Genomic DNA, 26,105 nt, shown 5'->3' on the forward strand with positions numbered 1-26,105 from the left:
GCGATGCCGTTTGGGAGTTTAAAATGCTTCGTGGGGCTTTCATTAATACGGCAAAGGCAATCTGCAGCATCTTCGAAAGCGGGGAGATGGTCTTCGATTGCTTGAAATCATCGAAGCGCTACACCCTGGATTATATTACGCTCGACCAGATCGATATTGCGCATCTCCGCGAGCGCAGGGAATTAAAGCTGCTCAACACGGCCAGGGCCGAGGGTGTGCCGGATACATCCGAGCGCAACGGCAACGACGCGCAGCACCCGGCCGAGCACACCAGCCGGGAGCCGGGGCGCGGGGAGTATGATTTCTGGGTCTTCAATTATCACCCCAATACCATGGCGCCAACACTTCCGCGCGATCTTCTGCCATACTTCAAGGGTCCGAAGTTCGCTATCGTGCTGGAAGTTGAACCCGACAATCCGATCAAGTTCGTGCCCGCCGCGGATTTCGACAGCTGCATGGTGCTGGACCCGACCGCGATCGCATCGGCCAAGGTCACCCCGTTCCCGCGGCCCCTCCGTGGCACTGCCCGTCGTGGACGCCCGACAGTTCGCCCGGTGCCCATCATCGGGTCTTTCGGTCTGGGCACCCCCGGCAAGGGGTTTGAGCAGGTCGTTGAGGCTGTCAATCGAGAGTTTGACCGGGCATTGGTGCGTGTCAATGTACCGCCCGCGTCACATGTCGATCAAGTCATGTTCAATGTACATCAGATGAAATACATTGAATATATTGGCAAGCTCTGCAAGAAAATCGCAAAATCGGGTATCGAGATCGAGTTCACCGATGAGTTCTTCGATGGCGAACAGCTAGTCGATTGGTGTGGTGAGAATGATCTGAACTGCTTCATGTATACACGCCGCCAATCCGGCCTGTCGGCGACGACGGACCAGTGTGTGATTTCCGGGCAGCCGCTGATCGTTTCCAGCAATGATACGTTCCGCCATATCCATCCCTACATTGCCCCCTACCCAAAGCTGTCGTTGCGCGAGGCGATGAGGACGACAGGACCGGCCGTCCGCCAGATGCAAGAGGACTGGTCGATCGACTCGTTCCAGAAGACCTTCTATGACATGCTGCTCGACCATGGGGTGGTCGCCAAGGGGCAGGCCGTCACGATCGTTCAGCCGCGCAAGCAGGAGAAGCCGCGGCGCAGTCCGACGACCGTTGTCCTGGCCACGACGGAGCAGCGCAGCCTGACCGATCCGATTTCCTATGTTGCGCGGGTGGCGGCGGCGATCGGCCGGACGGGGGAATACCGGCCGCTGATCCTGTCCTACCGGGACGCTGAGGAACTGCAAAGGGGCCTGTTCTGGATGGCCCCGGCCGCCGTGATTGTGTGCGGCATGATCGAAGGGGCGGATGTTCCCGCGGTGCTGGAGCCGCTGTCCATTCCCCTCTTCCATCTGCCGATTACCGTCGGCCAGGCACTCGCCGCCGACCCTATCCATCTGCCGCCGGCCCTGGAGAACAGAATCCAGCGGATCGAACGTGGCCTGACCATCCCCTATTTCACGGCACTGCCGCCGCTGCCGCCGGGCCCGCCACGGATCTGCCTGATGGGCGTACGCGGTCCAGGAAACTTGTTCGAGCTGATCTTGAGCAAGATTCAGCGCGAACGGCCCGATGCCCACGTGCTGGTTGCCAAACTACCCGGGGAGTCGGCCGAGCATGATGATTGCTTCGCCAAGAACCTGAAGGCTGCCCGTTCCCGCCTGAAGCTCACACCGGCGATGCAGATCATCGAGATCAAATTGCCGGGGGATGCCCACCACATCATCCATCTGGCTGGGACCTTCCATCTCAACGTCATTGCCGACGACGATGTGCATAGCGACTTGCTGATGAACTTCGCCGAGTTGATCATGACGACCGAGCGGGCCACGGTTTTCACCAAACTGGCCCCCTTTGCCGGCCTGAAGGACGTTCCTTTCCTGGAGGACGCCCAGATCGATGCCTTGGTGAAGAAGGGGGCCGGCGTACAGTCCGCCGTTTACAACAGGTGCTGCGAGTGGAGCGTGTATGCGCAGTTCGACCGGCTGTACCGGCCCCATGCCCAGGTCGCTGTACGAAGGGTTTCGTGGACCAAGGCTGCCGCCGGAACGGCCACCGATGCGCGTTCCTGGCCCAGCCCCAGCGGCGTGCTGCTGGATGATCAGGCGGCTTGGTTGAAGACGAGTGATCGTTTGGGCGATATCCATGACCCGGACCTTGCCTGGGCGGATGACCATATGGCTGCTTATGTGACGACGCAGCAGCAATTTCTGGTCGCGGCAGTGGAACGCCTGTGCGGTGGGGTGCTGGACAGCCGCATTGTCGGATTTGGCGACAAAAGCCGGTCCTCCGTGACCGTGTTGGGCAAGCTGGGGTACGAACTTACGACGCTGGATGAGCCCACCGCCGAGCTGCCGGCTGAATCAGCGGATTGCGTGTTCAGCTCGTGCACCCTCTCCGGGCTCGACGACGCTCGAGATTTGCTGGCCCGGGCGATCAGCGGGTTGAAACCGGGGGGCGGTGGCGTCTTCACCTTCTTCCAACGTGAGCCCTATGCCATGGAGGATGATCGGGAGAATCCCGATTTCCCTGTCATCCCCCCTGAATCATTGGCCGATATGGCCCGTGAGCTGGGGGTCACATTGGCAGGCCCGGTTCGCTGGCAATCCCCGCGGCCCGTGCTTCAACCCCGAACCTTCTCCGCCCCGCAACTGGCAACGATCGTTTTCCGCAAGGCAGCCGCCGCGCGGGGCTGATCGATGAGACCCCGCCTTGTACGGGGAGCAGACGGAAGGCCCATGTTTGGGGCCGGACGCTGCGGCTTTCCCACCGCTTTCGAGGTGAGCCGCAGGCATACAGGACAATTCCAGGAAGCGCGCAACAGGGTCTTGACAGGCATACGGCAAGCGGGCTTTTGTGCAGTGCCACGTGCCGCGCCGGTATGGCAAGATCCAGCATCAAGGGGAGATACAGGGTCGTGACTCAGGGTTATCGTCCGATCACCGAATGCCGTGTCAGCGGCAGCAAGAACCTGACGACGGTTCTGGATCTTGGACATCAAGAACTGACGGGCGTTTTTCCACGCTCCAGAGATGCGAAAATTACCAGCGGGCCTCTCCAGCTCGTCTGGTGCCCTGACAGCGGTCTCCTTCAACTCGGCCATTCCTATGAAGCGTCCGAGATGTATGGCGATAATTACGGTTATCGTTCCGGGCTCAATCGGTCGATGGTCGAGCATCTGACCCAGAAGATCCGGCATCTGGAGCGTCTGGCCGATTTGAAGTCGGGCGACAGCGTGCTGGATATCGGCAGCAATGATTGCACCTCGCTGAAGGCCTACCAGACGCAGGGGCTGAAGCGGGTTGGCATCGACCCCACCGGTGCCAAGTTCCGCGAATTCTACCCCGACGATGTCGCGCTGGTTCCGGACTTCTTCTCCGCCAAGAATTACTGGTCGAAAATGTCCGATCCGGCACGGGTCGTGACCTCGATCGCCATGTTCTACGACCTGGATCAGCCGGTGGCATTCGCCGCCCAGATCGCCGAGGTACTGGCAAAGGATGGGCTGTGGCATTTCGAGCAGAGCTATATGCCCTCGATGCTGCGCCTGTGCTCCTACGACACCATCTGCCATGAGCACCTGGAATATTATTCCCTGGGCGTCGTGAAGAACATCCTCGACGCGGTGGGGATGGAAATCGTCGATGTGCAGATGAACGCCGTTAATGGTGGCAGCTTCGCCGTCACCGCGGCGCGCAAGGAAGGCCGTCTGCACCGCAACGATGCGGTGGTGAACTGGCTGCTGGAGCAGGAGGATCGTCTGGGCCTGCATACACCGCGGCCCTATCGCGATTTCGAGGAGCGGGTCTATCGCCATCGCGCCGACCTGTCGCGATTGCTGGAGTCCCTGGTTGCCGACGGTAAGAAGGTGCTCGGCTATGGCGCATCGACCAAGGGCAATGTGGTTCTGCAGTTCTGCGGCATCACGGAGAAGCTGGTCCCGTGCATCGCCGAAGTGAATACTGAGAAGTTCGGCTGCTTCACGCCCGGCACCCATATTCCCATCGTGTCCGAAGCGGAAGCCCGGGCCATGGAGCCGGATTATTTCCTGGTCCTGCCCTGGCACTTCAAGGAAGGCATCGTGCAGCGCGAAAGGGAGTTCCTGGCGCGCGGTGGCAAGATGATCTTCCCGTTCCCGGAGATCGAGATCGTTTAATTATTGTCACCGGGCGTGAACTGGACCCTCCAGTTCACGCCCGGCGTCTTTATGAAGACCTGTGCCGAACGGTATAGGATCCGGCGATCAGGGGAAACTTGTTGGCCGGCGCAAGGCCACGATCTCAGCGTCATCACGACGCAGCTATACTTCACTGCGATATGGGGCGCCTGGCGGGTTTCGCCACATGCACTTGAACGCGCCAATCACCAATGATATTTTTATCGGGTTAGCCCTTTGCTTAAGCGAGGGTTTCTACACGGATATATACGCAAATGACTGGCAGCGGGCCCGGTTTTTCACGAGAAGTATCTGCAGATAATAGCTGCGACAGGCTTGTGTTCCTGCATATTCCGAAGACGTCTGGAAGTACGCTTCATCACATCTTGAAAGAGAATTTTCTTGATGAAGAAGTATGCCCGGAAAGGCTCGGCGGTATATCCTATTGGCCGTCTGAAGCCCTGAAGAAATACAAGTATTTCTCCATGCATACGACATTCTATTCCTTGAATCACATCCCCGATAATCGGAAAGTCATAACGATCTTGCGGGAACCTATTGATCGCCTGCTGTCTCAGTACGAATTTTGGCGAAGCCATTCTGCGACTTTGATCGAAAATGAGAATCTTCATTTTCCGCGCCTGGCAAAATATTACAACCTGAAGAAGTTCCTGCGTGACCATCCGCCGATGGTGCGCACGAAAATTGACAACATAATGTGTCGCTTTCTCACTGATGAATTCTTCAACAGTGATGGCGTTTCCTGGCGATCAGACGAAGAAATGCTCGATGCCGCGCGGGAGAACCTTGGCAAATTGTCCGTGCTTGGTTTCGCGGAATACATGCCACAATCGATCGATTTGATTTGCCGCCAGTTTGACTTTGCCGCTCCGCAGAAGATCGAGAGAATAAACTCGACCAGGGATAACTGGTCGCAGAATCCAGAAGGCTTCGATTCTGTTGACGACATTGAAATTGACGACGAAACCGAAGAATTGCTGGTTCATTTCAACCGGCTCGACAGCATTCTGTACAAGGAGGCGCTCGACGTCTTCACGCGGAAAATCGGAACAGGCGAGCGGCCTCTCAGGGGGTTCAATGTCGGCGCCGGAAAGGTCATAAACCATTATCAGCGTACCGTGGTCGCGGCGACAGAGCAGGAGAATGGATACCTGCTGTTCGGGCCCTATCTGCGTCTTATCAAAGGCAGTTACCGTGTCATCATCGATATGAAGTTCGATGGGATGGCCGCAACCGCAAACCCCGATGACGTCCTCGCGGCGATCGATGCTGTGTCCAGTTCCGGAAGTATCGTCCATGGTCATGCCAACATATACTGTCGTTCTGTCCAGTGTGGTGAGTATCAGCGGCATGTCCTCACGATTTCTCTGGAGAAGACGGTATCCGATATGGAGATCCGTGTTTACAAGAGTGCGCCTGTAAACCTGTCCGTTGATATGGCCGTCAAGATTGTCGCCTGCGAGGATTAGGATACAAGACGCTGCAAGATGGGAAGCGGCGAGGCCGCCTTGGCCTCTCCCCATCATTTGATCAGGCGGCGTAAGTTTTTTGAACTTGTCCCGTCGCCATGATGTACGCCTTTCTGCAGGCAGGGACTGAATGCCCCGGCAAAACTATCTTGTTGCCGGGCTTGCGGTGCGCTCGGGCGCCGTGATATCCCACGACATCAGGTCCTGTTGGGCCTAACGTTGATTAAATCAGCAAGGACCCGCAGGATGCAGGTGCAGACCCCGGTCGCCGTTGGCGAACTGATCGACAAAATCACCATCCTGGAGATCAAGAGCGAGCAGATCACCGATCCCGCGAAGCTGGTTAATATCCGCAAGGAACTGGACCTGCTGCGCAGCGTTCGTCAGTCGGCGGTGCCCCAAACCACGGAACTGACTGATCTGACCAGCGCGCTGAAGCAAGTCAATCAGCGGATCTGGGACATCGAGGATGCGATCCGCGACCTTGAGCGCGATAAATCCTTTGGTGAGGAATTCATCGCCGTCGCACGCTCCGTCTACCGCACCAACGATGAGCGGGCCAAGATCAAGCGCCAGATCAACGAGGCTGTCGGATCGGAGCTGACCGAAGAGAAAAGCTACGCGGCCTATTGATCCCAGGTTGGCCCGCTTTGCAAGAAACTGTTCCAATTCTGCGCGCATCAAGGAATGATTTCCCAGTCGATGCGACAGGGAGTGTCCAAAAGAAGCCGATTTGCCAGACATGATTTGCAGGGGAAGACAAGGACATGGCCTTTTTCTCCTATGCCCAGAACTTTGAAGATATCCTGTTGTGGCGCGCACTGAAATCTGTGGAGGCTGGCTTCTATATTGATATCGGGGCCTGGGACCCGGATATCGATTCCGTCAGCAAAGGTTTCTATGAGCAAGGCTGGCGGGGCATCCATGTTGAGCCAAACCCCGTTTATGCGGAAAAACTGGAACAGGAGCGCCCTGATGAGCGTGTCCTGCGGTCGGTTGTGGCGCAGGAGCCTGGACAGATCACCTATTACGAACTGGCCGGCACGGGCATGTCCACGACCCAGCGCGACATTGCTGAGCATCACCGCGACAATGGCCGGCAACTGGCTATTCGGGAGGTGGATGCCATCACGTTGGACGAGGTCTTTGCCGAGGCCGCCGATCGCGATGTGCACTGGCTCAAGATCGATATCGAGGGATCGGAGTTCGATGCCCTGAAGGGATGGACCCAGTCCAAAGTCCGGCCCTGGATTATCGTGGTGGAGGCGATCGATCCCACCAACCAGACACTATTGTGCCACCAGCAATGGGAACCATTATTGTTGGAAAAGGACTATCGGTTCGCCTATTTCGACGGTGTGAACCGATATTATGTATCGGCCGAGCATGGCGACCTCATGCCTTTGCTCGATCACGGGCCCTGCGTACTGGACGAGATCCGTCTGGCGTCCAACCATTGGATTTTCAAGATCCTCGGCTATCCGACCGTGGCGGTGGAGCGGATGCGTCTGCTGCGTGAACAGCTTGCCGCTGCGGAGCTGGCGCGCGACGGGCTGGCACAGGAGGTTGCTGCGCTGAAGACGCGGATTGCCGATATGGAGGCGCCCCCCCTGCCCGCGTCGCCCCCGCAAGCCGCACCTCCCGCCGGAGGGGAGTAGAAGCTCTTGGAGGCGTTTGTTCATATCCATATCGGCAAGACCGCCGGCACCAGCCTGAGAAACATGCTGGAGGCCGCCCATGGCGGCGGCCATTGCTCGCCACCATTCGTGCAGAATTATATGACGGAGGAGCAGGCCGAACGGTACGCATCCTATGCCATCGTCAGCGGCCATATCAGCCGTGCCGACCAGAAGCGCTGGTTCCCCGACCGCCGCGTGCTGACAGCCCTGCGCGAGCCGATCGACCGTTGCCTGTCTTTCCTCTATTATGTGAAATCGCTGCGGCCGGAGGTTGCGCCGGTGGCGGCGGACGCCCATCGCCTGTCGATCCTGGACCTGATCGAAACGGAGGAGGCACAGCGCAACCTGAACAATACGATGGTAAGGCAGTTGGGCGGCCATATGCTGGATCAGCCCGTGGATATGCCGGCCTTGCTTGACCAGGCGAAGGAGACCTTGCGTGAAGCGGCCTGGGTCGGCCTTCACGACCATCTGCCGCAGGATTTGAAGAGGCTGGCCCATCTGCTTGGTCTTGACATGCCGATCCGCTGCGACAACGTCACCCCCAGCCGGTCAAGCTATCTGACCGAGGACCCCAGGGTCCTGGATCGTCTGTATGCCTTGAACGGTTTTGACCTGCAGCTGTGGCACTGGGCAAAAAGCCTTCGCGGGCTATGAAAGAGGGACAGCATATGTATTTTTCCGGGCTGGTCCTGCCGTCGCGATGTCACCTTGGATACCGGCGATGATCCAGGGCAATTTCGATTGCGTCGCCGGCCGGGATGTCTGCGGCTGGGCGTGGGACCCGGCGACGGCGGGAATGAGCGTGCCGATCCGTGTCCTGGTCGATGGACAATTGGTGGCCGAAGGGGTCGCCGCCAGCCACCGGCCCGACCTGAAGGCCGCCGGCATCGGCCAGGGCAACCACGCCTTTTTCATCCCCCTGCCCGACAGCCATCTCGATGGCCGCAGTGGCGAGTTGCTGGTGACTGGTCCCGATGGGATGCCGCTGGGTGGCACCCCGGTACGACTGCAATTGCCCAGCATGCGGTTCCGCCCCGTGCCGCCGCTGCCGGTACCCCTTCCGCTTGATCTTGCCATCGTCGCCATCGTCAAGGACGAGGCGCCTTATCTGCTGGAATGGATCGCCCATCACCGGCTGGTGGGCGTGCAGCATTTCGTGTTGTTCGACAATGGCAGCAGCGATGGCACCTCTGAGCTGCTGGCGCGGCTGGCCCAGGCTGGCATATTGGACCATGTGCCCTGGCCCAATATCCCCCATGTCGCTGCGCAGCGGCCGGCCTACATTGCGGGGCTGGCCCGGCTGAATGGCCGATCCCGGTGGGTGGCCTTTATCGATGCCGACGAGTTCATGCATTTGGCATCGGGCGAAAGCGTTCCCGATATCCTGCGCGATTATGAGGATGCCGCGGGCCTGCTGCTGCCGTGGCGCCTGTTCGGGTCCAGCGGACAGTTGATGCGGGGCGATGATCTGGTCGTCCGCCGCTTTACCCGGCGGGCCGCGGCGGAGAACCCGCTGAACAACCAGATCAAGACCATCGTCCAGGCCCGCTTCATACAGCGGCCCGATATCCACGCCCCACAGCTGACCGAGGGTTGTCTGGTTGATGAGTTCAGGCGGATCGGCGGCAGCCAGGGCCACCCCGACCATCATTCGGTGCCCGATGCCCGGCGGATCGTCCTGAACCATTATTTCACCAAGTCGCGGGCCGAATGGAATCAGAAGCGCAACCGTGGCCAGGCAACGGAACCGGCAGACAGCAGCAGCTGGCAGCGACCCGACAGCCATTTCACGGTCCACGACCTGAACGATGTGGAGGATCGCTCCCTGGCCGACCGGGCAGATGCCATCCGCGCCGAAATGAAGCGGCTGTGGGACCTGGCTGGCGGGTAGCAGGCGCTCAAAATGGAGATCATCGGCACTTCAGGCATGTGATTTCCGCACCATATAGATGCCACTTTCCGACCGGCACATCACCCCGGCGGCACGCGCGTGGATGCATTGTCCATACAGCTGACCGCCCGGGCCGTTGTTCCTGCCCGGCTGCGGTCGGCGATAGAAGCGAAGAGACAGATGAAAATGGACGCCAGGACATGAATGACGAGCAGGCGACGACCGCACATAGCATCGCTCGCACCGTGATCGAGAAGGAAATCCTCGGCCTGCAGAGCCTGAAGGACAGCCTCGATGAACGTTTCGAGGCGGCGGTGGATTTCCTGTTCCATTGTCGGGGGCGGATTTTCATCACCGGCATCGGCAAGAGCGGGCATGTCGGCCGCAAGATCGCGGCGACCCTGGCCTCGACGGGTACGCCCGCCTTTTTCATCCATGCCACCGAGGCCAGTCACGGCGATCTGGGCATGATCTCCGGCAATGACATGCTGATCGCGCTCTCCAATTCGGGGGAAACGCAGGAACTGTCGGATATCCTGCATTTCTGCAGCCGGGGTGGCATCCCGATGGTTGGCATCACCAGCCGCACCGGGTCAACATTGGCCGGTATCGTGAACCATCTGCTGCTGCTGCCGCCGGCGGCGGAGGCGTGTCTGGTCGGCATGGCGCCGACGACATCCACCACGATGATGATGGCCCTGGGCGATGCCATCGCCGTGGCACTGATGCATCGCCGCGGCTTCACCAACAGCGATTTCAGCAATTTCCATCCCGGCGGCCGCCTGGGCCAGAAACTGACGCGGGTGGAGAAGCTGTGCCGGACAGGCGACGCCGTACCCCTGGTCGGCGCCAATATGCCGATGACCGAGGTCCTGATCACGATAACGTCCCGGACCCTGGGCTGCGCCGGCGTCGTGGATGACAGTGGCCGGCTGGTCGGGGTGATCACGGATGGCGATCTGCGCCGGCATATGCATCCCGATCTCCTGTCCCGCCGGGCCGGCGACATCATGACCCCGTCACCGCGGACCACGCAGCCCGACGCCCTGGTCGGTGAGGCTCTGGCGCGGATGAACAGGCATGGTATCACCTGTCTGTTCGTGGTCGAGGATGGCCGCCCCACCGGCATCATCACCCTGCATGACTGCCTGCGCGCGGGCTTCAGCTGAGCCGGGCTATGGCATTGTATTTCAGCCGGATCATCAGTCGGGTGTGGATATGGCAAAGCTGGTAACGGGCGTGGCGGGTTTCATCGGCTTCTCCGTGGCGCGGTCGCTGCTGGAGGATGGCGAGACGGTCGTCGGCGTCGACAACGTCAATGATTATTACGATGTCGCCCTGAAGGAGGCGCGGCTGCGCCTGTTGCAAGCCTATCCGAACTTCACCTTCCATCGCCGTGACATCGCCGATGCGGGTCTGGTGGAATTCGTGACCGGGCGGCACCCGGATATCACGGAGATCATCCATCTCGCGGCCCAGGCCGGCGTGCGCTATTCGCTGATCAACCCCTATGCCTATGTGCAGTCCAACCTGCAGGGCCAGGTGGTGATGCTGGAACTGGCCCGCGCCCTGCCGGCCTTGCGCAATTTCGTCTACGCCTCCTCCTCCTCCGTCTATGGCGCCAATAAGCAGGCGCCGTTCTCCGTTGATCATGCGGTGGAACGGCCGATCTCGCTCTATGCCGCCACCAAGCGGGCGGACGAGCTGATCACCTATACCTACAGCCACCTGTTCAAGATCCCCGCCGTGGGCCTGCGTTTCTTCACGGTCTATGGGCCCTGGGGCCGGCCGGACATGGCGGTCTATCTGTTCACCGACGCCATCCTGGCGGGCCGGCCCATTGACGTGTTCAATGACGGGCAGATGTGGCGCGACTTCACCTATATCGACGATATCGTCGCCGGCGTCCGCGCCGCCCATCTGCGCCCACCGCCGCCCGATGCTGACGGCGTGCGGCATGCGGTCTACAACCTGGGCAACCATCGTCCGGAAAAGCTGACCGACATGATCGCCCTGATCGAAGCGGCGCTGGATTGCAAGGCGCAGATCAATTTCCGCCCCCTCCAGCCCGGTGACGTGACCAGCACCTGCGCCGACATCGACACCAGCCGCCGCGACCTGGGATATGAGCCGGTGACCGATCTGGCCACCGGCCTGCAGCACTTCGTCTCCTGGTTCCGCGACTTCTATCAGCGCTGACCGGGGGACCGGCGCTTCAGTTCGGCCTGGAACATGGCGGCGATATCCTCCACCCGGTAGGGCTTGGCCAGCAGGCGGAATTCGCTCTCCCGTGACAGTTCGTTGCTGTATCCGCTGGTCAGCACGATGGGCAGGTTGGGACGCAGGGCGCGGGCCTGGCGGGCCAGCGCGATGCCACTCGTATGGCCGGGCATCACCAGATCGGTGAACAGGATGTCCACCGGCTCCCCGCTTTGCAGGCGGCGCAAGGCCTCATCCCCCGTGGCGGCGTGGGTGACGACGTAATCCAGATCCTCCAGTGCCGCCTTGACCACGGGCAGGACGATGGGGTCATCCTCCACCAGCAGCACGACGGCACCGTCGCCGCGGGGTGAGGAGGGCACCGACGCCGCTCCCTCCTCCACCGGCACCGTGGATCGGGGCAGCCATAGGCTGATCCGCGACCCCGCCCCCGGCGCGCTGTCCACCGTCACGGTGCCACCCGATTGCTCGCAGAAGCCATAGACCTGGGCCAGCCCCAGGCCGGTCCCCTTGCCCACCGATTTGGTGGTGAAGAACGGTTCGAAGATGCGCGACGCCACCTCCGGCGGCATACCGCAGCCATTGTCGCACACGCAGATTTCCACGAACTCCCCGAGCAGGCCCTTGGGCCCCTTGCCGTCCAGCGTCCGGTTCTGTGCCGTGACGGTCACCAGTCCGTCAGCCGAGATGGCGTCGCGGGCATTGACCACCAGATTCAGTACCGCCAGTTCGAACTGCGTCGGATCGGCCAGGATGTTCCAGGCATCGGCGCGTATATCCATCTCCAGGCGGATATCGGCGCGCAGCGCGCGGTCCAGAATGACGCGCATGCCCAAAAGCCGCTCGCGCACGTCGAAGGTTTCCGCGGTCAATGCCTGCTTGCGCGCGAAACTCATCAACTGCCGCACCAGGTTGGCGCCGCGATCCACGGCCTGATGACCGGCATCCAGCAGCGGGCGCACCTCCGGAATGCCGACCGTGCGGCGACCCACCATCTGCAAACAGGCCTGCAAGGCCTGCAGCAGATTGTTGAAATCATGCGCCATGCCGCCGGTCAACTGGCCCACCGCCTCCATCTTCTGGCTTTGCAGCAGGGTTTCCTCCACGCGGGCGCGCTGCGCTGCCTCGGCACGCAGTTCGGCCGTCCGTTCTTCCACCCGCGCTTCCAGCGTGGCGTTCAGGTGGCGCAGTTCAGCGTCGATGCGCTTGCGTTCGGTCACGTCGCGCAGGATGCCGGTGCGGAACAGGCGCTGTTCGCTGCGCCAGCGCCCAATGGACACTTCCAGGTCGAACAGGCTGCCATCCTTGCGCCGGCCCTTGACCTCCAGCGACATGCCGCCCTCGCCGGCCTTGCCGCTCTGGCCGCGCGGCCAGAGATCGGCAGCCCCCTCATCCAGCAGAACGGATATGGGCTTGCCCACCACGTCTTGCGGTTCATGGCCGAAATGGCGGGTGACGGCACCGTTGATCCATTGGATGATGCCGGCACTGTCGGTGGTGACGATGACCTCCGGTGCGGCGTCCACAACGGCGCGGTAACGTGCTTCGCCGCGCTCGCGCAGCGCCCGCTCGCGCTCGATATTGGCGGTCTGGTCATCGACCTGGATGAAGCACCAGCGCTCACCCGCGATATCAAAGGGCTGGACGCGCGTATCGTGCAGCAGGTTGCGGCCGTCCGCCTTGCGCAGCGGCAGCATCAGCGGGTTGAGATTGTGGGTCAGGAAGCTGGATGTACCGGTGGTCAGCGCCTCATCGATAGCGATACCCATGCGCGTCTCGCGCAGGCCGGGGAAGGCGTCCCACAGGCAACGGCCCAGCAGGTCACTGCCGGCCATGGAAGAAGCCTGAACCATCCAGCGGTTCCACAGCCGGACACAGCGGCCGGGATCAACCAGCACGAGGCCGCCACCGACACGGTCGATCAGGGCGTTGGCGATCATCCCCGCCATGTCCTTATCCGGCGCGCTCAACGGCTCACCCCCTCCGCGATCGCCTTGATGAAGTCATTGATCAATCCGCGCAGCACGGTCAACGACGGCAGGTCCATAAGCAAGGTAATGTAACCATTGATGTTGCGCGATGCGATGCCGAACTCGATGGTCAGAAACAGGGCCGGCTCCGCCTCGCCATCGCCCACGGCCAGGATGTGCCGGCCCGATCCGCGCATGACGCGCGGCAGCGACATGGTGAGGTCAAGGCGCAGCATGTTGGCGATGCAGACAAGGCAGCCATTCAGGATGATATTGCCGATCTCCGCCAGGGCCCCCTGTTCCAGATCGATGATCTCATCAAGCGCCATGCCGTCGCCCACGACGGCGCGGACCAGTTCCAGGCTCTTTGTTTCCGGGAACAGCAGCAGGGCTTGGCCGGAAAAGGCACCCTGGAAATCCTGGCCCACGGAGACCAGCCCGGTGCTGCCATGCTGGTCCAGCAGGCCCGCGGCGATGTCCCGCGTCAACAGTTCGACACGCGGCACGGAAAGCTGAACCGCGTCGCCGACCATGTCGGCCAGCCGGTGCGCTGCCCGCCCGACCCCGACATTGACGATCTCCGTCAATGCATCACGTTCTATCTCGTTCAGTTCGGAAAAAAGCACACTCATGGGCGGGCCCGCCTCAGTTTCAGGTCCGCCCCGGTCAGGAAGGGCCGCAGCGTATCCTCCTTCAACGGCTTTTCGATGAAGGCGGCGTCCAGTGCATGGGTGCGGGACACGATCCCCTCCTGGGCGTTGGCGGAAATGATGGCCGCAGGCATGGTCGGATGCGCCTGACGCAATGCCGTCAACAGGGCCAGCCCGTCCATGTCCGGCATGTTGAAATCGACCAGCGCGATGTCGATCCCGCCGTCGGCCAGCAGGGCCAGTGCATCGCTGGCACTGGCGGCTTCCACCACGCTCCAATCCGGCTGCACCCGTCCCAGCATGCCGGTCACCAGCATGCGTGCCAGCTTGCTGTCATCGATGATCAGTACCTTGCGCACCATATCCATTCCCTTCCCCAGCCCGAATGACCCCCTGGTTCCTCACAATTCGCTGCCCTGGTCATACCTGTTTCACCAGTGCCGGTGCTATCCATTGTCGCAGGAAATCGTCGGCCGGTTCACCGACCATCGGCCGCCGGCCCGCCAGCAATGTTTGCAGCACCGCGCTGTGCATCCCGGTGCAGTCCGACCAGTCGACGGCCGCCCCCGGATGGTCCAGCAGCAACTGGAGAAGCATTTCGGCTTCCTCCAATGTACAATCCTTGAGAAGGCGGATGGTTCCATCGGAATATTCCACGCTCATCGCACGATCCCCCGAAGGTCGAGCACCAGCATCACCGACCCATCGCCCAACAGTACCGTGCCCAGGTAGCAGGAAAGCCCGGCCAGCATGCCATCCATGGGCCGCAGCACGGCATCCATGCGCTGTCCGACGCCGTCCACCTCCACGCCCACCATGTTGCCGTCGATCTCCACCAGCAGCACGCGGGCATCGGGGCCGGCGGGCGGCAGAGTCAGGCCAAGCAGTCTGGCCAGCGATACCAGCGGCACCACGCGGTCGCGCCAGGAGAACATGTCCCGGTCACGCATCCGCGATACACGGTCGCGCGGCAGGCGGATGTTTTCCGCCACCATATCCATGGGCACGCCCAGCCGCTGTCCCGACACGTCCACCGTCAGCAGACGCAGGGACGACAGGCTGAGCGGCAGCGACAGGGTGACGGTCGTGCCCTGCCCCGGTGTGCTGCGCAGCGCCACGCCACCGCCGGCCTTTTCCACTGAGGCGCGGACGGCATCCATGCCCACCCCGCGGCCCGACAGGTCGGACAGCGACGCCGCCGTGGACAGGCCCGGCGCGAAGACCAGCAACAGGGCCTCATCCTCCGACAGGGAAGCCGCGGCAGTCTCGCTCAGCAGGCCACGCAACACGGCGCGGCGGCGGACGGCATCGGTGTCGATGCCGCATCCATCGTCCGTCACCTCGACCAGCAAGCGGCCGGAATGCTGCAGGGCGCGGAGCGTGATGGTCGCCGTCTCCGGCTTGCCTGCCGCGACCCGTGTCGTCGTCGCCTCGATGCCATGGTCCAGGGCATTGCGGACCAGATGCAGCAGCGGCTCGGACAATAGCTCAACCACCGCCTTTTCGGCCTCCGTCCTGGTCCCGTCCAGCACCAGCCGGGCGGGCTTGCCCAGCCGGGCCGACAGATCATGGACCAGCCGGGGGAAGCGTTGGAACACATCGCCCACCGGCATCATGCTGATATGCAGGACGGCAGCTTCCAATTCGCGCGTCAGACGCTCCAGGCTGGAGCCCAGCTGGTGCAGTTCCCGGTCCTCCCCGCGTTCGCGCGCCAGCCAGCCGAGCCGGTTCTTCACCAGCCCCAGCTGTCCGGATAGCCGCACCAGCCGGTCGATGCGGTCTTCCGCCACGCGGAGCAGGCGCGCCGGGCCCGGCGCGGATACGGTCGGGACGGGGCCGGGCTCCACCGCCGCTTCGGGTTGGGTCAGCGCGTATAACAGCGGGGTGGGGTCGCGGGTGACGGTCGCGGTCCGGCCGGCGGCCGCCACCTTCTGCGCCGCGTCCTCACGCCCTTGATACAACAGTACATTGGCGGCCACCGTGGCGGCCGCCGCGATCCGGCCCGCCATTTCCGCCGTCGGAACGTCCGCGACACCCAGCATGGCCACCTGTTCGGCCAGCAGCTTGGCGGTGGCCACCGCCACCGCGTCCCTGGGCTCTAACGCCGCGGCGGGCAGTACGGCCACCCGCATCTGGTCTCCCGCCAGGCGGAAGGCTCCCCGGCGGGGATCATCGCCCACGACCAGCGCCGTAAAGGACATGGAACAGGTGAAGGGATCGAACCCGTCCAACGGCCCCGTCTCTGCCAGCCCGACATGCAGCGCCGCCAGTCCTGGCAGGTCGCGCAGCAGGGACAGGGGGTCCTCGCCGTTGAAGAAGCAGCCCGGCCGGGGCGTATATGAGACGAGGTGGATCGTGCTGCCGGGGTTCGCCCGATGCATGGCCAGGGCCGCCAGCCGCTTCCCCCCGTCCATCAGGTCCAGCAAACCATCGAGATCGGCCAGAGCCGGAACCGGCTGGGTCTGCGTGCCCTGCCGGTTGCCGATCTGGCGCACCAGGGCATCGGCCGTGGCGTCGGCCGATGAAGGCAAAACGCCATCGCGTTCCAGCAGGTCCAGCCAGGCGCCCACCTGGTCCAGGCAGGTCAACAGCAGATTGACCAGGGCGGGATCGGTCGTCACTGCGCGTGCATCCAGCGGGGCCAGCAATTCCTCCGCCTCATGCAGGACACGGGTCATTGCCGGAGCGTCGAACAGGCCCGACGATCCCTTCAGCGTGTGGAAGGCGCGAAAAATGGCACCAATGGCATCACGATCATCGCCACCCCCACCCAGGGAAAGCAGTGCGTCGCCAGCCTCCTGCACCAGGGCGCGACCTTCGATCATGAACTGGTCGAGCAACGTATTCATGTCGGCGCCCCCGTCAGCAGGGCCGCGAACAGGCGCAGATCCGCGTCCCTCACAGGCTTGGTCAGATAATGGTTGGCACCGGCGGCCCGTGCGGCGGCCCGGTCCTGGGGTCCGGCCTCGGTACTGGCGATCAGCACCGGCAGCGATGCGACGGCCTGCGTGGCCCTCAGCGCACGCAGGAAGGCCAGCCCATCCATGTGCGGCATGTTGATGTCCACGATCAGCAGATCGAAGCGGGCGGACAGCACCTTCTCCATCGCCTCGATGCCGTTGATGGCCTCCGTCACGATAAAGCCCGCATCCTCCAGGATACCGCGGTAATAAAGACGGATCAGGCTGCCATCATCGACGATCAGCACATGACGGTCGGCCCCCGGTTGACGCAGGAAGGGCAACGCTTTCTCAGCCATGGGCCCCCTCCGCCGGCTTCTGGTAGATGATGGCATCGTCGAAGCGGCGCACCTGGAACAGCGACGATACCCGGCTCATCGATTCCGCATGGCCCAGAAAGACGAAACCGTCGCCTTCCAGGCAGTCATACAGATTGCCGATGGCTTCCCGTCGTGATCTCTCGTCGAAATAGATCAGCATGTTGCGGCAGAAGATGATGTCGAACCGGCCATGGGCCGCCATCTGCCCCCTGTCGATGACATTGACATGGGTGAAGCGGATGCTGTCGCGCAGGTCGGGGATCACGCGGAACTGCCCGCCCGCTTCCCGGCGGAAATATCGCGCCGTCAGGTCATCCTGCAGCCGCATCAGCGAGCGGGATTGATACAGTCCCTCGATCGCCGTCTTCACGACCTTGTTGTCGATGTCCGATCCCACGATCTCCACCTGCCAGTCATCGACACTGGGCCAGTTCTCCAGCAGCCAGATGGCGATGGAATAGGGTTCCTCCCCCGTGGCGCAGGGCAGGGACCAGAGACGGATCGTGTCCCCCCGGCGCTTGCGTGCCGTCACGCGCGGCAGTACGGCCTCCGTCAGGCACCGGAACTGGTGATCCTCGCGGTAGAAATAGGTCTCATTGATGGTCAGGCTGCTGATCAGTTGCTCATATTCCAGCGGATCGGACAGGACCACGACGAAATAGTCGCGAAAGCTGACATAGCCGGTCACCTGCATCCGGTCACGCAGGCGCCGATCGACGAAATATCGCCGGTTCTCGCCAAAGCTCATGCCTGTGCGGCGATAGATGAAGTCGCAGAAACGGTCAAACTCCGCATCGCTGATGGCGGGAGGGCCGTCTTCCGGCGGGGCTGGCGGCATGGCGGCCCTCATCCCCTGATCCGGGCGATGGCGGTGCGTGCCGCGAAACCCACGAAGGGGTCGGCGGCAAAGCGTCCGGCCACCTCCTCCAGCATCGGCAGGGCATCCGCCGTTCCCACCTGTGCCAGCACGTCCAGGGCGGCGCCACAGGCATTGGCATGGCTTTCGGTGGCCAGCATGCGGCACAGGATATCCGTGGCCACAGGCGGCGGCAGCACCCGCGCCAGTTCCGTCGCCAGGACACGGACATCGCTGTCCGGATCGGTCAGGAGGACTGGCAGCAGGTCCGGCAGCACCCCTGGCATGGTCTGCAGCGCCACCAGGGCAGCGTTGCGCAGGCCCACATCCTCCGACCGTAATGCCGGCAGCAGGATCAGCGCCGCCGGCCGACTGCCGATGCTGGCAATGGCGTCCAGCAGGGCTTCCCGCACGGCAGGGACGCTTTCAGCGGTCAATGCCACGGCCAGAACCGACAGCGCGTCGCTCTGACCAGCCAGCGCGCGGGCGGCCAGGCGGCGCTGTTCGGGATCGGTGGACACCAGCGACGGTCCCAGCCCGTTCTGCCCGTTTCCAGCCAAGGTATCGTCACGCCTGATCAGCGGCATCGGCCTGGACCTCCCTGACAATCGCGCTCGCGATTTCCGGCAAGGGCAACACCATGCCCGCCCCACCACGCCGGACCAGTTCACCCGGCATGCCCCAGACGATGGCCGTCTCCTCCGCTTCGGCGATCGTACGCCCCCCCTGCTCATACAGGGCCGCCATGGCAGCGGCACCGTCATTGCCCATGCCAGTGGCCAGCACGCCCAGCAGGCGTCCAGGTATGACATGACGCATGGCACTTTCCACCAGCCGGTCGACGCTGGGGTGCCAGACATGGTCGGGGGACGCGGGGGCGGGAATGGCCATCAGACCCGCCGCCCGTCTGCCGATGACCATATCGGCATCACCGCGGGCGATATAGACACGGCCGGGGTCCAGCAGGGTGGGCTGTGCCACTTCCATCACCCGCAGCGCGCAGAGCCGGTCCAACCGTTCGGCAAAGATCGCCGTGAACTGGCTGGGCATATGCTGGGCCACAACCACGGGCAGGGGGAACGTGGCCGGCAGGCCCGACAGGATGGCCTCCAGCGCGTGCGGGCCACCGGTGGAGGAGCCGATGACGACCAGCCCTTCCCCACCCATCTCCGCCAGCGGCAGCGGCACCTGTGCCGGACCGTTGGCAGGCCGGGAACGCGGCATGACGGCCGCCACCCGCTCCGCTGCCTGGCGCATCTGCAGGTTCACCCGCTCCCGAAGCCGCAGCGACGGGCGCAGGCGCGCACGGGCCGCCGTGCGGACCTTGGACACCAGGATCGGGCGCAACTGGTCGATATGCAGGGACATGGCGCCGTCCGGCTTGGCCACATAATCAATGGCGCCCAGGGCCAGCGCATCCAGCGTCGCCGCCGCGCCATCGCGTGTATGGGAGGAGACCATGACCACCGGGCACGGGTTTTCCAGCATCAGCCGGCTGAGACATTCCAGCCCGTCCATGACCGGCATATGGATATCCAGGGTGGCCACGTCGGGCTTGAAGCTGGCGGCCATTTCCAGCATCTCCTCCCCGTTGCGGGCAGTTGCGATCTCAAAATCGCCCTCATCGGCGAAGATGCCAGACAGAAGCTTGCGCATGAGGGCACTGTCATCGGCGATCAGCAGGCGGGTCATGGCAATGCCCCCACCGTCTCAGCCAGACGCGATGGCTCCAGGATTGCCAGCATGCCGTTGCCATCATCGGCGATGCGGGTGACCAGCCGGGCCTGTGCCGCCGACAGGGATGGTGCAGGACCGATGGCATCGTCGGGTAGCATGCGCAGGCCCGCCGCCAGATCGACCAGCACGCCAAACCGCCGTCCGTCGGCCTGCACCATGATCACGTGGCGGGCAGCATCCGCGTCGGCCGGCAGGCCCAGGCGGCGGCGCAGATCGATCACGGGCAGCGGTATGCCATCGGCATTGCTCAGACCCGCCAGGATGCCGGGTGCCTGCGGTACCGGTGTCAGGGGGCCGGGTCGGGCCACGGCACAAACATGGTCCAACGGTATGGCATATTCGCCATCCGCCACATGGACGCACAGCAGGGCCGTCCGTCGTTCGCGCGGTGACGTCGCTTCCGCCGTCGCCTCCACGGTGGTCTGCGCCAGCACGGCGCCGACCCCGTCGCGGGCCAGCAGATGCGCGGGCGACAGCAGGGACACCAGCCGCCTGCCGCCTTCCAGCCGGCATATGGCCTCCACCTCCCGCCCCATTTCGTTGAATAGGGGGGGCACCGGCTCGATATCGGCCTCTTCGACATGCAGCAGCGCGCGCAGCCGATCAACGACCAGCCCGAACTGCCCCCCCCCATGGGTGACGAGCAGCACCTTGCCTGCATCATCGCCTTGGGGCGGAAGGCCAAGCAAAGGGCGCAACGCCACCAGGGACAGCAGGCGGGAGCCGACGATGCCCATGCCCAACACCGGGGCCGGCGCATGCGGCAGGGGCACGATGCGATCGGGCATCGATGCCGTACAGCGCAGCACCGCCACCGGCAGCGCATATTCCTGCCCGGCGACCACGAAACTGACCAGGGCTCGGCGCGGTCGGACCGGCAGCGCTGGCACCACCCGGCCCGACCGGGCCCGCAGATCGCCCAAAGGCGGCCGGGCAGGGATGGAAAGGGCCCGGTCCAGCAACCCGTCCAGATCCAACAGTGTCAACCCGTCCCCGTCGCGAGCAAGCCCATGCACCGCGTCCACCGGCAGGCCCAGCAACATGCCGTCCTGTTGGATCAGCAACAGGCGCTGCACCGATCGCCCCATGTCCGGCAGGTCCAGCAGGCGGTGAGCATGCAGGATGGCCGCTACCCGCCCCCGCACATGCGCCAGTCCCTGCACACCCCTGGGCGCCAGGGGCAAGGGGGAGACGCGGGCAGGCATCGGTACCACTTCGAGCACGCGGGCGAGCGGCAGGGACAGCCGCATGGCGCCGATGGCGAAGGACAGAAACAGCGCATCCCCGTTGCCGATCGTCATCCTGGAGGCGGCCACGGCCGGCGGCATCCCTATTCCCCGGTGCGGAGCAACTCGTCCGCCAGTGAGGCGATCTCTTCCGCCGCGGCAGCCAGATCCTCCACGCCCTGTGCCTGCTGACGCCCCGCGGCGGCGGCTTCCGACGTGGCTCGGCTGGCTTCCTCGGCGGCGGTGGCAATATCCTCCATCCCGCGTGAGCAATCCGATACCGATTTCAAGATGATTCCGGCGCCGCGATTGACCTCCTCATTATCGGCATGCAGGGACTGGATTTCCGCCGCGATGGATGCCAGCACGGGCAGGATGGCCTGATTGCGCAGGACATCGGCCGCGACACCGGCATCCAGCGCCCCAAGGTCGCGCCTGACCAGCAGCATCTGGTCCTGCATGTCGCGCACCGTGTCGCGGATAGCCTCGATATGGCTGTCGCCCTCGCGGGCCAGGGTGCGGATATCGGCCGCGACGGTAGCGAATCCCTGCCCCGCCTCCCCCGCCCGCGCCGCCTCCACGGCACCGGAAATGGCCAGCATCGTGGTTTGTACCGACACGGTGTTGATGGCATTCACCATCTTCTCGATCTGCCGGCCCAGCCGTTCCAGCGCGGCCAGCCGCGCGGCACTGGCGCGGCCCCTTTCCAAGGTCGTCTCGACGCCCGCGATCAGGCCGCGGATGGCGGTATCGCTTTCGGCCAGCACGGTGGACATTTCTGTACCGCGGGCGATGGCGGTACGGGTCGTCTCCTCCACCTGGCGGGCATTGCGCTCCAGTTGCGCCAGGGCGGCACTGCATTCCTGCGACGCGCTGGCCTGCTGGTGGGTGCCGCGGCTGATCTGTGCGATGGCGGTCATGATCTGCGCCGCCGAGCCGGACAATTCCTGCACCGTGGCTGACAATTCCTCTGAAATTGCGGCGACCTCTTCCACGTCGCGGCCGGTCGTGTCATCCCCGCGCAGGCTGTCGGTCAGGGTTGCCAACTCTTGCGACGCCGTCTCCGCCTGGCTCAGCGCCTGGCTCTGTTCGGCGAGGCCGCGCATGGATTCCTCCGTGGCGGCGGATTGTTCCTCCGCGGCAGTGGCCACGTGCTGCACGGCGCGTTGCACCTCCCGCGCCGCCCGTTCCGCCTCCTCCGACGAAATGGAAATCGCCCGCGACCCATCGGAGATCAGCGTGAAGGTGCGGCGAATCTGCTCCAGATGGCTGGTGACGATGGCGGCATCCTGGGCCTGCTGATGCGCGGTGGCCGCCGCCAGCGTGATGCCATCGGTGACCGACGCCACTTCCGCCCTAATCTGCGCTACGACCTCGCCCACACGTTGGGCGTTCCGCTCCGAGGTTTCGGCCAGAATGCGGACCTCGTCGGCGATGACCGCAAAGCCGGCTCCGGTGTCACCGGCGCGCGTCGCCTCGATCGCGGCATTCAGCGACAGCATGTTGGTCTGATCGGCCAGATAGGCCACCGTTTCCACCACCTTGCCGATGTCGGCGGCATGTCCTTCCAATTCCCGTATACGGGCGGCCATGGCGGCCTGCTGGTCGGCATTCAGCTTGATGCTGGCGATGGAGCCCGCCACCTGCGTGCCGCTGTCGGCCAGCAGCGCCTGCAGGCTTTCCGCCTTGCGCTGCGACAGGCTGGCTTTCTCCCGCGCCTGGGTGAACAGGATCGCCATCTGGCTGACAGCAGCCAGCGATTGCTGCGCCGCCGTTGCTGCCAGGTGCCCGCCCTGCGCGATCTGCGCCATCGCTGTGACAAGTTGCTGGGCGGCCGCCGCCCCTTCGGTGATGCCGACGGCCATTTCGGATGATGCGCTGGCCACGCGCTGGGCAATCTTGTGACGGCGGGCATGCCCGCGCTTGCGGTCACGACGCGCCAGTTCGGTGGCCGTCAGTGCTGAAACGCCAATATCCGCGTCCGCATTTACAGGCGCGCGGTTCAAATCGACTTGCGATTTCTTGACCAGAGCCATCTTTTCCCCTGGAAAGCCGGTATAGGCCGTTATCAGGCGCACCCTAACGGCTTGCCAAGGACAGGAGAAGTAGGCGCTACGTGCTAGGACGTTTCGGCAGACGGGCTGGAAAAGTCACCCCGACCGGTCGCGCCCATCCGGCGCAACCGGTCGGGACCTTGCCGGCCCTCACGTCACCGGCACCACCTCGATGCCGGAGACCAGGGCGTTGCCTGCCTTTGGCCGGAAGGCCAGGTCCAACTGGCCATCGCGGACGGTAATGGCGAAGTCGCGCTTGACGGCCGTCCAGGGGGCACCCGCCGCCTTCACCGGGTCCAACGCCTTCAGCCCCACCTTGCCTTCGGCCAGCACATCGAAGATACGGGCGCCAGGTTTGGCATCGGCATTGGGCTCGAAGCTGTGCACGGTAACGCGGTAGCTGCCATCCGGCACGGCCAGACGATAGGTGAAGGTGCCTTCGCGATAGGCCTCGTACCCCGTCTGGTCCGCGGTGCCGGCCAGCGGCTTGGGGGGCGGCGGCAGACGGCCGCGCCCCGGCGCCGGCGGATCGCGGTCCTTGCCGGCCCCGCCGGTGAAGAAATCATCCGAGCCCCAGCGGGCGCCGGCCATGTCCACCGCCCCCACCAGATTGCCGGCGCGAATGCGGTAGGTGCCGATCTCGCCGGCGAAAGTCCAGGTGACCTTGTCGGTCACCACCTTGTCGCCGACCTTGGCCGTCACCAGCGCTTCATTGGCGCCGGGAACCAGGGGCACGGCGGGCCAGAAGCAGATGCCGGTAACACACTTTGCCTCGCCCAGATCCCTGGCCCCCACCGACAGGCGCGCCGAGGTGGCATTGCTGTAGGCCTTGACCGACATCACCGGATAGGGGCGCTGGTCATGCCGGCGGCCGGTCAGATGGACCATCGGCTCCGGGTTCCAGTTGGCCTTGTAGAAATAGAAGGCGTCCTTCTTCACCTGGCGGTCGAACGTGACAAGACCCTTGTCGTTGGTATCGATCAGGTCGCCTTCCAGGCGGGCATCGTTGGAGAAATCGAACATGTTCCAGACCCAGCTGGCCCAGATGAAGGGCAGCGGCTTGATCTGTTTCCAGCTCTCCTCAAGGATATGGGACTGGAAATCCTCCGGATGCGGACGGCCGAAGGCGTGGATGGGTCCACCCTTGGGATTGTCCGTATGCTGGGTCAGCGCCCCGCCAGCCCCGTATTCGGCGATGGAGATGGCTTGGTTGGGGTACATCGCATGCAGCCGCTCCAGGTCCCGGCGCAGCACGCCGACATCGGGCGAATACCAGCCATAGTAACGGTTATAGCCGATCACGTCGGTGATGCCGGCCACCGTGTCCAGGCCTGGCCGCGCCTCTGCGGGCACGGAGCCGCAGCAATCGGCCAGCGTCGTCGGCCGGCCGGCATCTTCCGCCTTGGCCACCTTGTTCAGGCGGTCCAGCAGCGGCTTGGCGTTCGACACGGTCAGGCCCTTGGCGGCGATCAGGTTGACCTCGTTGCCGATGGACCAGGTGACGATGCTGGGATGGTTGTAGTTCTGGCGGATCAGTTCTTTCAGCTGCTGTTCGGCATTGTCGGCCAGGGCCGGGGTCGTGTCCTGAAGGTCCGGCGGGCTGGTCCGGTCAACCAGCGGCACCTCCGCCCAGACCACCATGCCGGCCTGGTCCATCAGGGAATAGGTTTCCTGATCATGCTGGTAATGGGCCAGACGGACGGTGTTGGCACCCAACTCCTGGATCAGCGCCACATCCTGTTGCCGCTGCGCCTGGGTCAGGGCCCAGCCCGTGTCGGGCCGGTCCTGATGGCGCGACACGCCCCGCAGGTCCACATGGCGACCGTTCAGGAAGAAGCCGTGATCGGGATCGATGCGGAAGGTGCGGACGCCCAGCGGCTGGGTCACGCGGTCCAATACCTTGCCGTCCGCCCCCTTCAGGCTGACCTCCAGCGTGTAGAGATAGGGATCCTTGACCCCGTCCCACAGGCGCGGTGTCGGTACGGTCAGGCGCTGTTCCTGCGCCGCCCCCTGCCCGGCCGTCAGGCTGGTCTTCTGCTCATCGCGGGCCACCTCGCGCCCTTCGGCGTCCAGCACCCGGGCGGCGACGGTGATGGCTGCATCGCCCTTGTCCCCGGCATGGCGCAGCAGGGTGCGGACCTTGATACTGGCAGATGTAGCGTCGGCCAACAGGACATTGGCATAGACGCCGGGCCCGCCGAAATCACCAAGCTCGATATGCACCGGGGCGGTGACCAGCAGGGAGACGTCACGATAGAGACCGCCGAACATCGGCCAATCGCCGGAAATCGGGATCACTTCGCGCGTCGGCGAGTTTGGCGCGTTGGATTTGCTGTTATCGGCACGCACGGTCAGGACGTTACGGCCACCGCGCTTCACGGCCTTGGACGCATCCAGGCGGAAGCGGGCGAAGGCGCCCTTGTGCTGACCCAGATGCACGCCGTTCAGCCAGACATCGGCATTGATGCTGGCCCCGTCAAATTCCAGCCAGACGGGATTGCCGTCATCGGCAGCGGCCGGCGCATCGAAGCTCAGGCGGTACCAGCCGGGACCATAGACATTCTGATAGGTGGGGCCGCGTTCGACCGATCCGCCCATGCGGTTCCAGTTATGGGGAACGGAGACGCTTTGCCAGGCGCTGTCATCGAAAGCCGGATCGATGGCGCCCGGCGCATCACCCAAATGGAAGCGCCAGCCAGATGCCAGCGCCGTGACGACACGGCCATCGGCGGCGGGTGCCGACAGGCGGGGTGTGGGCGCGCAGCCGGCCAGGGCGGTGGAGATCAGGAGGACTGCCAAGACGCGCTTCATTCTTCGTTTTCCTTCCCCAAACACAAAGGCAAGA

General features: G+C 63.7%; 21 protein-coding genes. 9 read left to right on the top strand and 12 right to left on the bottom strand.

What is annotated here, in order from left to right; genetic code table 11:
- Nucleotides 1-23: 23 nt before the first annotated feature.
- The 9 genes from AC1Q7F_RS04505 to AC1Q7F_RS04545 all read left to right on the top strand — a co-directional run bounded on the left by AC1Q7F_RS04505 (nt 24) and on the right by AC1Q7F_RS04545 (nt 11,466).
- Complete coding sequence (locus AC1Q7F_RS04505; RefSeq protein ID WP_492504237.1) at nt 24-2,744, top strand: hypothetical protein; 2,721 nt, start codon at nt 24-26, stop codon at nt 2,742-2,744.
- A 185-nt stretch (nt 2,745-2,929) separates the two neighbouring features.
- Nucleotides 2,930-4,204 carry a class I SAM-dependent methyltransferase gene (locus AC1Q7F_RS04510; RefSeq protein ID WP_492504239.1) on the top strand — a complete coding sequence of 425 codons (1,275 nt, stop codon included), beginning with the start codon at nt 2,930-2,932 and terminating at the stop codon, nt 4,202-4,204.
- A 275-nt stretch (nt 4,205-4,479) separates the two neighbouring features.
- Nucleotides 4,480-5,694 carry a sulfotransferase family 2 domain-containing protein gene (locus AC1Q7F_RS04515; RefSeq protein WP_492504240.1) on the top strand — a complete coding sequence of 405 codons (1,215 nt, stop codon included), beginning with the start codon at nt 4,480-4,482 and terminating at the stop codon, nt 5,692-5,694.
- A 246-nt stretch (nt 5,695-5,940) separates the two neighbouring features.
- A complete protein-coding gene (locus AC1Q7F_RS04520; RefSeq protein ID WP_492504242.1) occupies nt 5,941-6,327 on the top strand; it encodes a DUF6165 family protein in 387 nt (128 codons plus the stop codon).
- 134 nt (nt 6,328-6,461) lie between these two features.
- A complete protein-coding gene (locus AC1Q7F_RS04525) occupies nt 6,462-7,352 on the top strand; it encodes an FkbM family methyltransferase (RefSeq protein ID WP_492504244.1) in 891 nt (296 codons plus the stop codon).
- A 6-nt stretch (nt 7,353-7,358) separates the two neighbouring features.
- Complete coding sequence (locus tag AC1Q7F_RS04530; RefSeq protein ID WP_492504246.1) at nt 7,359-8,030, top strand: hypothetical protein; 672 nt, start codon at nt 7,359-7,361, stop codon at nt 8,028-8,030.
- A 67-nt stretch (nt 8,031-8,097) separates the two neighbouring features.
- The gene (locus AC1Q7F_RS04535; RefSeq protein ID WP_492504248.1) at nt 8,098-9,267 is read left to right on the top strand and encodes a glycosyltransferase family 2 protein; all 1,170 of its coding nucleotides are present in this window, start codon (nt 8,098-8,100) and stop codon (nt 9,265-9,267) included.
- Between the two features lie 200 nt (nt 9,268-9,467).
- Nucleotides 9,468-10,436: a KpsF/GutQ family sugar-phosphate isomerase gene (locus tag AC1Q7F_RS04540; protein ID WP_492504249.1), complete on the top strand. Its 969-nt coding sequence runs from the start codon at nt 9,468-9,470 to the stop codon at nt 10,434-10,436.
- 49 nt (nt 10,437-10,485) lie between these two features.
- On the top strand, nt 10,486-11,466 hold the full coding sequence (locus tag AC1Q7F_RS04545) for an NAD-dependent epimerase/dehydratase family protein (RefSeq protein WP_492504251.1): 981 nt from the start codon (nt 10,486-10,488) through the stop codon (nt 11,464-11,466).
- Here the strand turns inward: AC1Q7F_RS04545 and AC1Q7F_RS04550 are convergent.
- The 12 genes from AC1Q7F_RS04550 to AC1Q7F_RS04605 all read right to left on the bottom strand — a co-directional run bounded on the left by AC1Q7F_RS04550 (nt 11,457) and on the right by AC1Q7F_RS04605 (nt 26,071).
- Nucleotides 11,457-13,457: an ATP-binding protein gene (locus AC1Q7F_RS04550; RefSeq protein WP_492504253.1), complete on the bottom strand. Its 2,001-nt coding sequence runs from the start codon at nt 13,455-13,457 to the stop codon at nt 11,457-11,459. The two genes, AC1Q7F_RS04545 and AC1Q7F_RS04550, sit on opposite strands and share 10 nt — an antisense overlap.
- Nucleotides 13,454-14,089 (bottom strand): chemotaxis protein CheX, encoded by a 636-nt coding sequence (locus AC1Q7F_RS04555; protein ID WP_492504255.1) that lies wholly within the window; start codon nt 14,087-14,089, stop codon nt 13,454-13,456. The genes AC1Q7F_RS04550 and AC1Q7F_RS04555 overlap by 4 nt, the downstream gene beginning before the upstream one ends.
- Nucleotides 14,086-14,469 carry a response regulator gene (locus AC1Q7F_RS04560; protein ID WP_492504257.1) on the bottom strand — a complete coding sequence of 128 codons (384 nt, stop codon included), beginning with the start codon at nt 14,467-14,469 and terminating at the stop codon, nt 14,086-14,088. The genes AC1Q7F_RS04555 and AC1Q7F_RS04560 overlap by 4 nt, the downstream gene beginning before the upstream one ends.
- Before the next feature lie 58 nt (nt 14,470-14,527).
- Complete coding sequence (locus tag AC1Q7F_RS04565) at nt 14,528-14,704, bottom strand: hypothetical protein (RefSeq protein ID WP_492504259.1); 177 nt, start codon at nt 14,702-14,704, stop codon at nt 14,528-14,530.
- 62 nt (nt 14,705-14,766) lie between these two features.
- Nucleotides 14,767-16,956, bottom strand: a complete 2,190-nt coding sequence (locus AC1Q7F_RS04570) for a chemotaxis protein CheA (protein ID WP_492504261.1) — start codon at nt 16,954-16,956, stop codon at nt 14,767-14,769.
- Entirely contained in the window at nt 16,953-17,366 is a 414-nt protein-coding gene (locus tag AC1Q7F_RS04575) for a response regulator (RefSeq protein WP_492504262.1), read from the bottom strand. The genes AC1Q7F_RS04570 and AC1Q7F_RS04575 overlap by 4 nt, the downstream gene beginning before the upstream one ends.
- A complete protein-coding gene (locus AC1Q7F_RS04580) occupies nt 17,359-18,237 on the bottom strand; it encodes a CheR family methyltransferase (RefSeq protein WP_492504264.1) in 879 nt (292 codons plus the stop codon). The genes AC1Q7F_RS04575 and AC1Q7F_RS04580 overlap by 8 nt, the downstream gene beginning before the upstream one ends.
- Complete coding sequence (locus tag AC1Q7F_RS04585) at nt 18,234-18,830, bottom strand: HEAT repeat domain-containing protein (RefSeq protein WP_492504266.1); 597 nt, start codon at nt 18,828-18,830, stop codon at nt 18,234-18,236. Before AC1Q7F_RS04585 ends, AC1Q7F_RS04580 begins: the two co-directional genes overlap by 4 nt.
- Complete coding sequence (gene cheB, locus AC1Q7F_RS04590; RefSeq protein ID WP_492504268.1) at nt 18,811-19,935, bottom strand: chemotaxis-specific protein-glutamate methyltransferase CheB; 1,125 nt, start codon at nt 19,933-19,935, stop codon at nt 18,811-18,813. The genes AC1Q7F_RS04585 and cheB overlap by 20 nt, the downstream gene beginning before the upstream one ends.
- Nucleotides 19,932-21,296 carry a chemotaxis protein CheW gene (locus tag AC1Q7F_RS04595; protein ID WP_492504270.1) on the bottom strand — a complete coding sequence of 455 codons (1,365 nt, stop codon included), beginning with the start codon at nt 21,294-21,296 and terminating at the stop codon, nt 19,932-19,934. The genes cheB and AC1Q7F_RS04595 overlap by 4 nt, the downstream gene beginning before the upstream one ends.
- A gap of 14 nt (nt 21,297-21,310) precedes the next feature.
- Nucleotides 21,311-23,242: a methyl-accepting chemotaxis protein gene (locus AC1Q7F_RS04600; RefSeq protein WP_492504272.1), complete on the bottom strand. Its 1,932-nt coding sequence runs from the start codon at nt 23,240-23,242 to the stop codon at nt 21,311-21,313.
- A 168-nt stretch (nt 23,243-23,410) separates the two neighbouring features.
- The gene (locus tag AC1Q7F_RS04605; protein WP_492504274.1) at nt 23,411-26,071 is read right to left on the bottom strand and encodes a glycoside hydrolase family 2 TIM barrel-domain containing protein; all 2,661 of its coding nucleotides are present in this window, start codon (nt 26,069-26,071) and stop codon (nt 23,411-23,413) included.
- Nucleotides 26,072-26,105: the final 34 nt, after the last annotated feature.

The sequence above is a fragment of the Niveispirillum sp. GW835-FHT14G11 genome, from assembly GCF_058793615.1.

Coding starts and splice junctions, on each gene's coding strand:
- AC1Q7F_RS04565 (WP_492504259.1), bottom strand. CDS start 14,704: ATGCTTCTCCAGTTGCTGCTGGACCATCCGGGGGCGGCCGTCGACTGG.
- AC1Q7F_RS04555 (WP_492504255.1), bottom strand. CDS start 14,089: ATGAGTGTGCTTTTTTCCGAACTGAACGAGATAGAACGTGATGCATTG.
- AC1Q7F_RS04580 (WP_492504264.1), bottom strand. CDS start 18,237: ATGAGGGCCGCCATGCCGCCAGCCCCGCCGGAAGACGGCCCTCCCGCC.
- AC1Q7F_RS04605 (WP_492504274.1), bottom strand. CDS start 26,071: ATGAAGCGCGTCTTGGCAGTCCTCCTGATCTCCACCGCCCTGGCCGGC.
- AC1Q7F_RS04540 (WP_492504249.1), top strand. CDS start 9,468: ATGAATGACGAGCAGGCGACGACCGCACATAGCATCGCTCGCACCGTG.
- AC1Q7F_RS04505 (WP_492504237.1), top strand. CDS start 24: ATGCTTCGTGGGGCTTTCATTAATACGGCAAAGGCAATCTGCAGCATC.
- AC1Q7F_RS04575 (WP_492504262.1), bottom strand. CDS start 17,366: ATGGCTGAGAAAGCGTTGCCCTTCCTGCGTCAACCGGGGGCCGACCGT.
- AC1Q7F_RS04535 (WP_492504248.1), top strand. CDS start 8,098: ATGATCCAGGGCAATTTCGATTGCGTCGCCGGCCGGGATGTCTGCGGC.
- AC1Q7F_RS04570 (WP_492504261.1), bottom strand. CDS start 16,956: ATGAATACGTTGCTCGACCAGTTCATGATCGAAGGTCGCGCCCTGGTG.
- AC1Q7F_RS04515 (WP_492504240.1), top strand. CDS start 4,480: ATGACTGGCAGCGGGCCCGGTTTTTCACGAGAAGTATCTGCAGATAAT.
- AC1Q7F_RS04510 (WP_492504239.1), top strand. CDS start 2,930: ATGGCAAGATCCAGCATCAAGGGGAGATACAGGGTCGTGACTCAGGGT.
- AC1Q7F_RS04585 (WP_492504266.1), bottom strand. CDS start 18,830: ATGCCGCTGATCAGGCGTGACGATACCTTGGCTGGAAACGGGCAGAAC.
- AC1Q7F_RS04600 (WP_492504272.1), bottom strand. CDS start 23,242: ATGGCTCTGGTCAAGAAATCGCAAGTCGATTTGAACCGCGCGCCTGTA.
- AC1Q7F_RS04520 (WP_492504242.1), top strand. CDS start 5,941: ATGCAGGTGCAGACCCCGGTCGCCGTTGGCGAACTGATCGACAAAATC.
- AC1Q7F_RS04525 (WP_492504244.1), top strand. CDS start 6,462: ATGGCCTTTTTCTCCTATGCCCAGAACTTTGAAGATATCCTGTTGTGG.
- AC1Q7F_RS04545 (WP_492504251.1), top strand. CDS start 10,486: ATGGCAAAGCTGGTAACGGGCGTGGCGGGTTTCATCGGCTTCTCCGTG.
- cheB (WP_492504268.1), bottom strand. CDS start 19,935: ATGACCCGCCTGCTGATCGCCGATGACAGTGCCCTCATGCGCAAGCTT.
- AC1Q7F_RS04560 (WP_492504257.1), bottom strand. CDS start 14,469: ATGGTGCGCAAGGTACTGATCATCGATGACAGCAAGCTGGCACGCATG.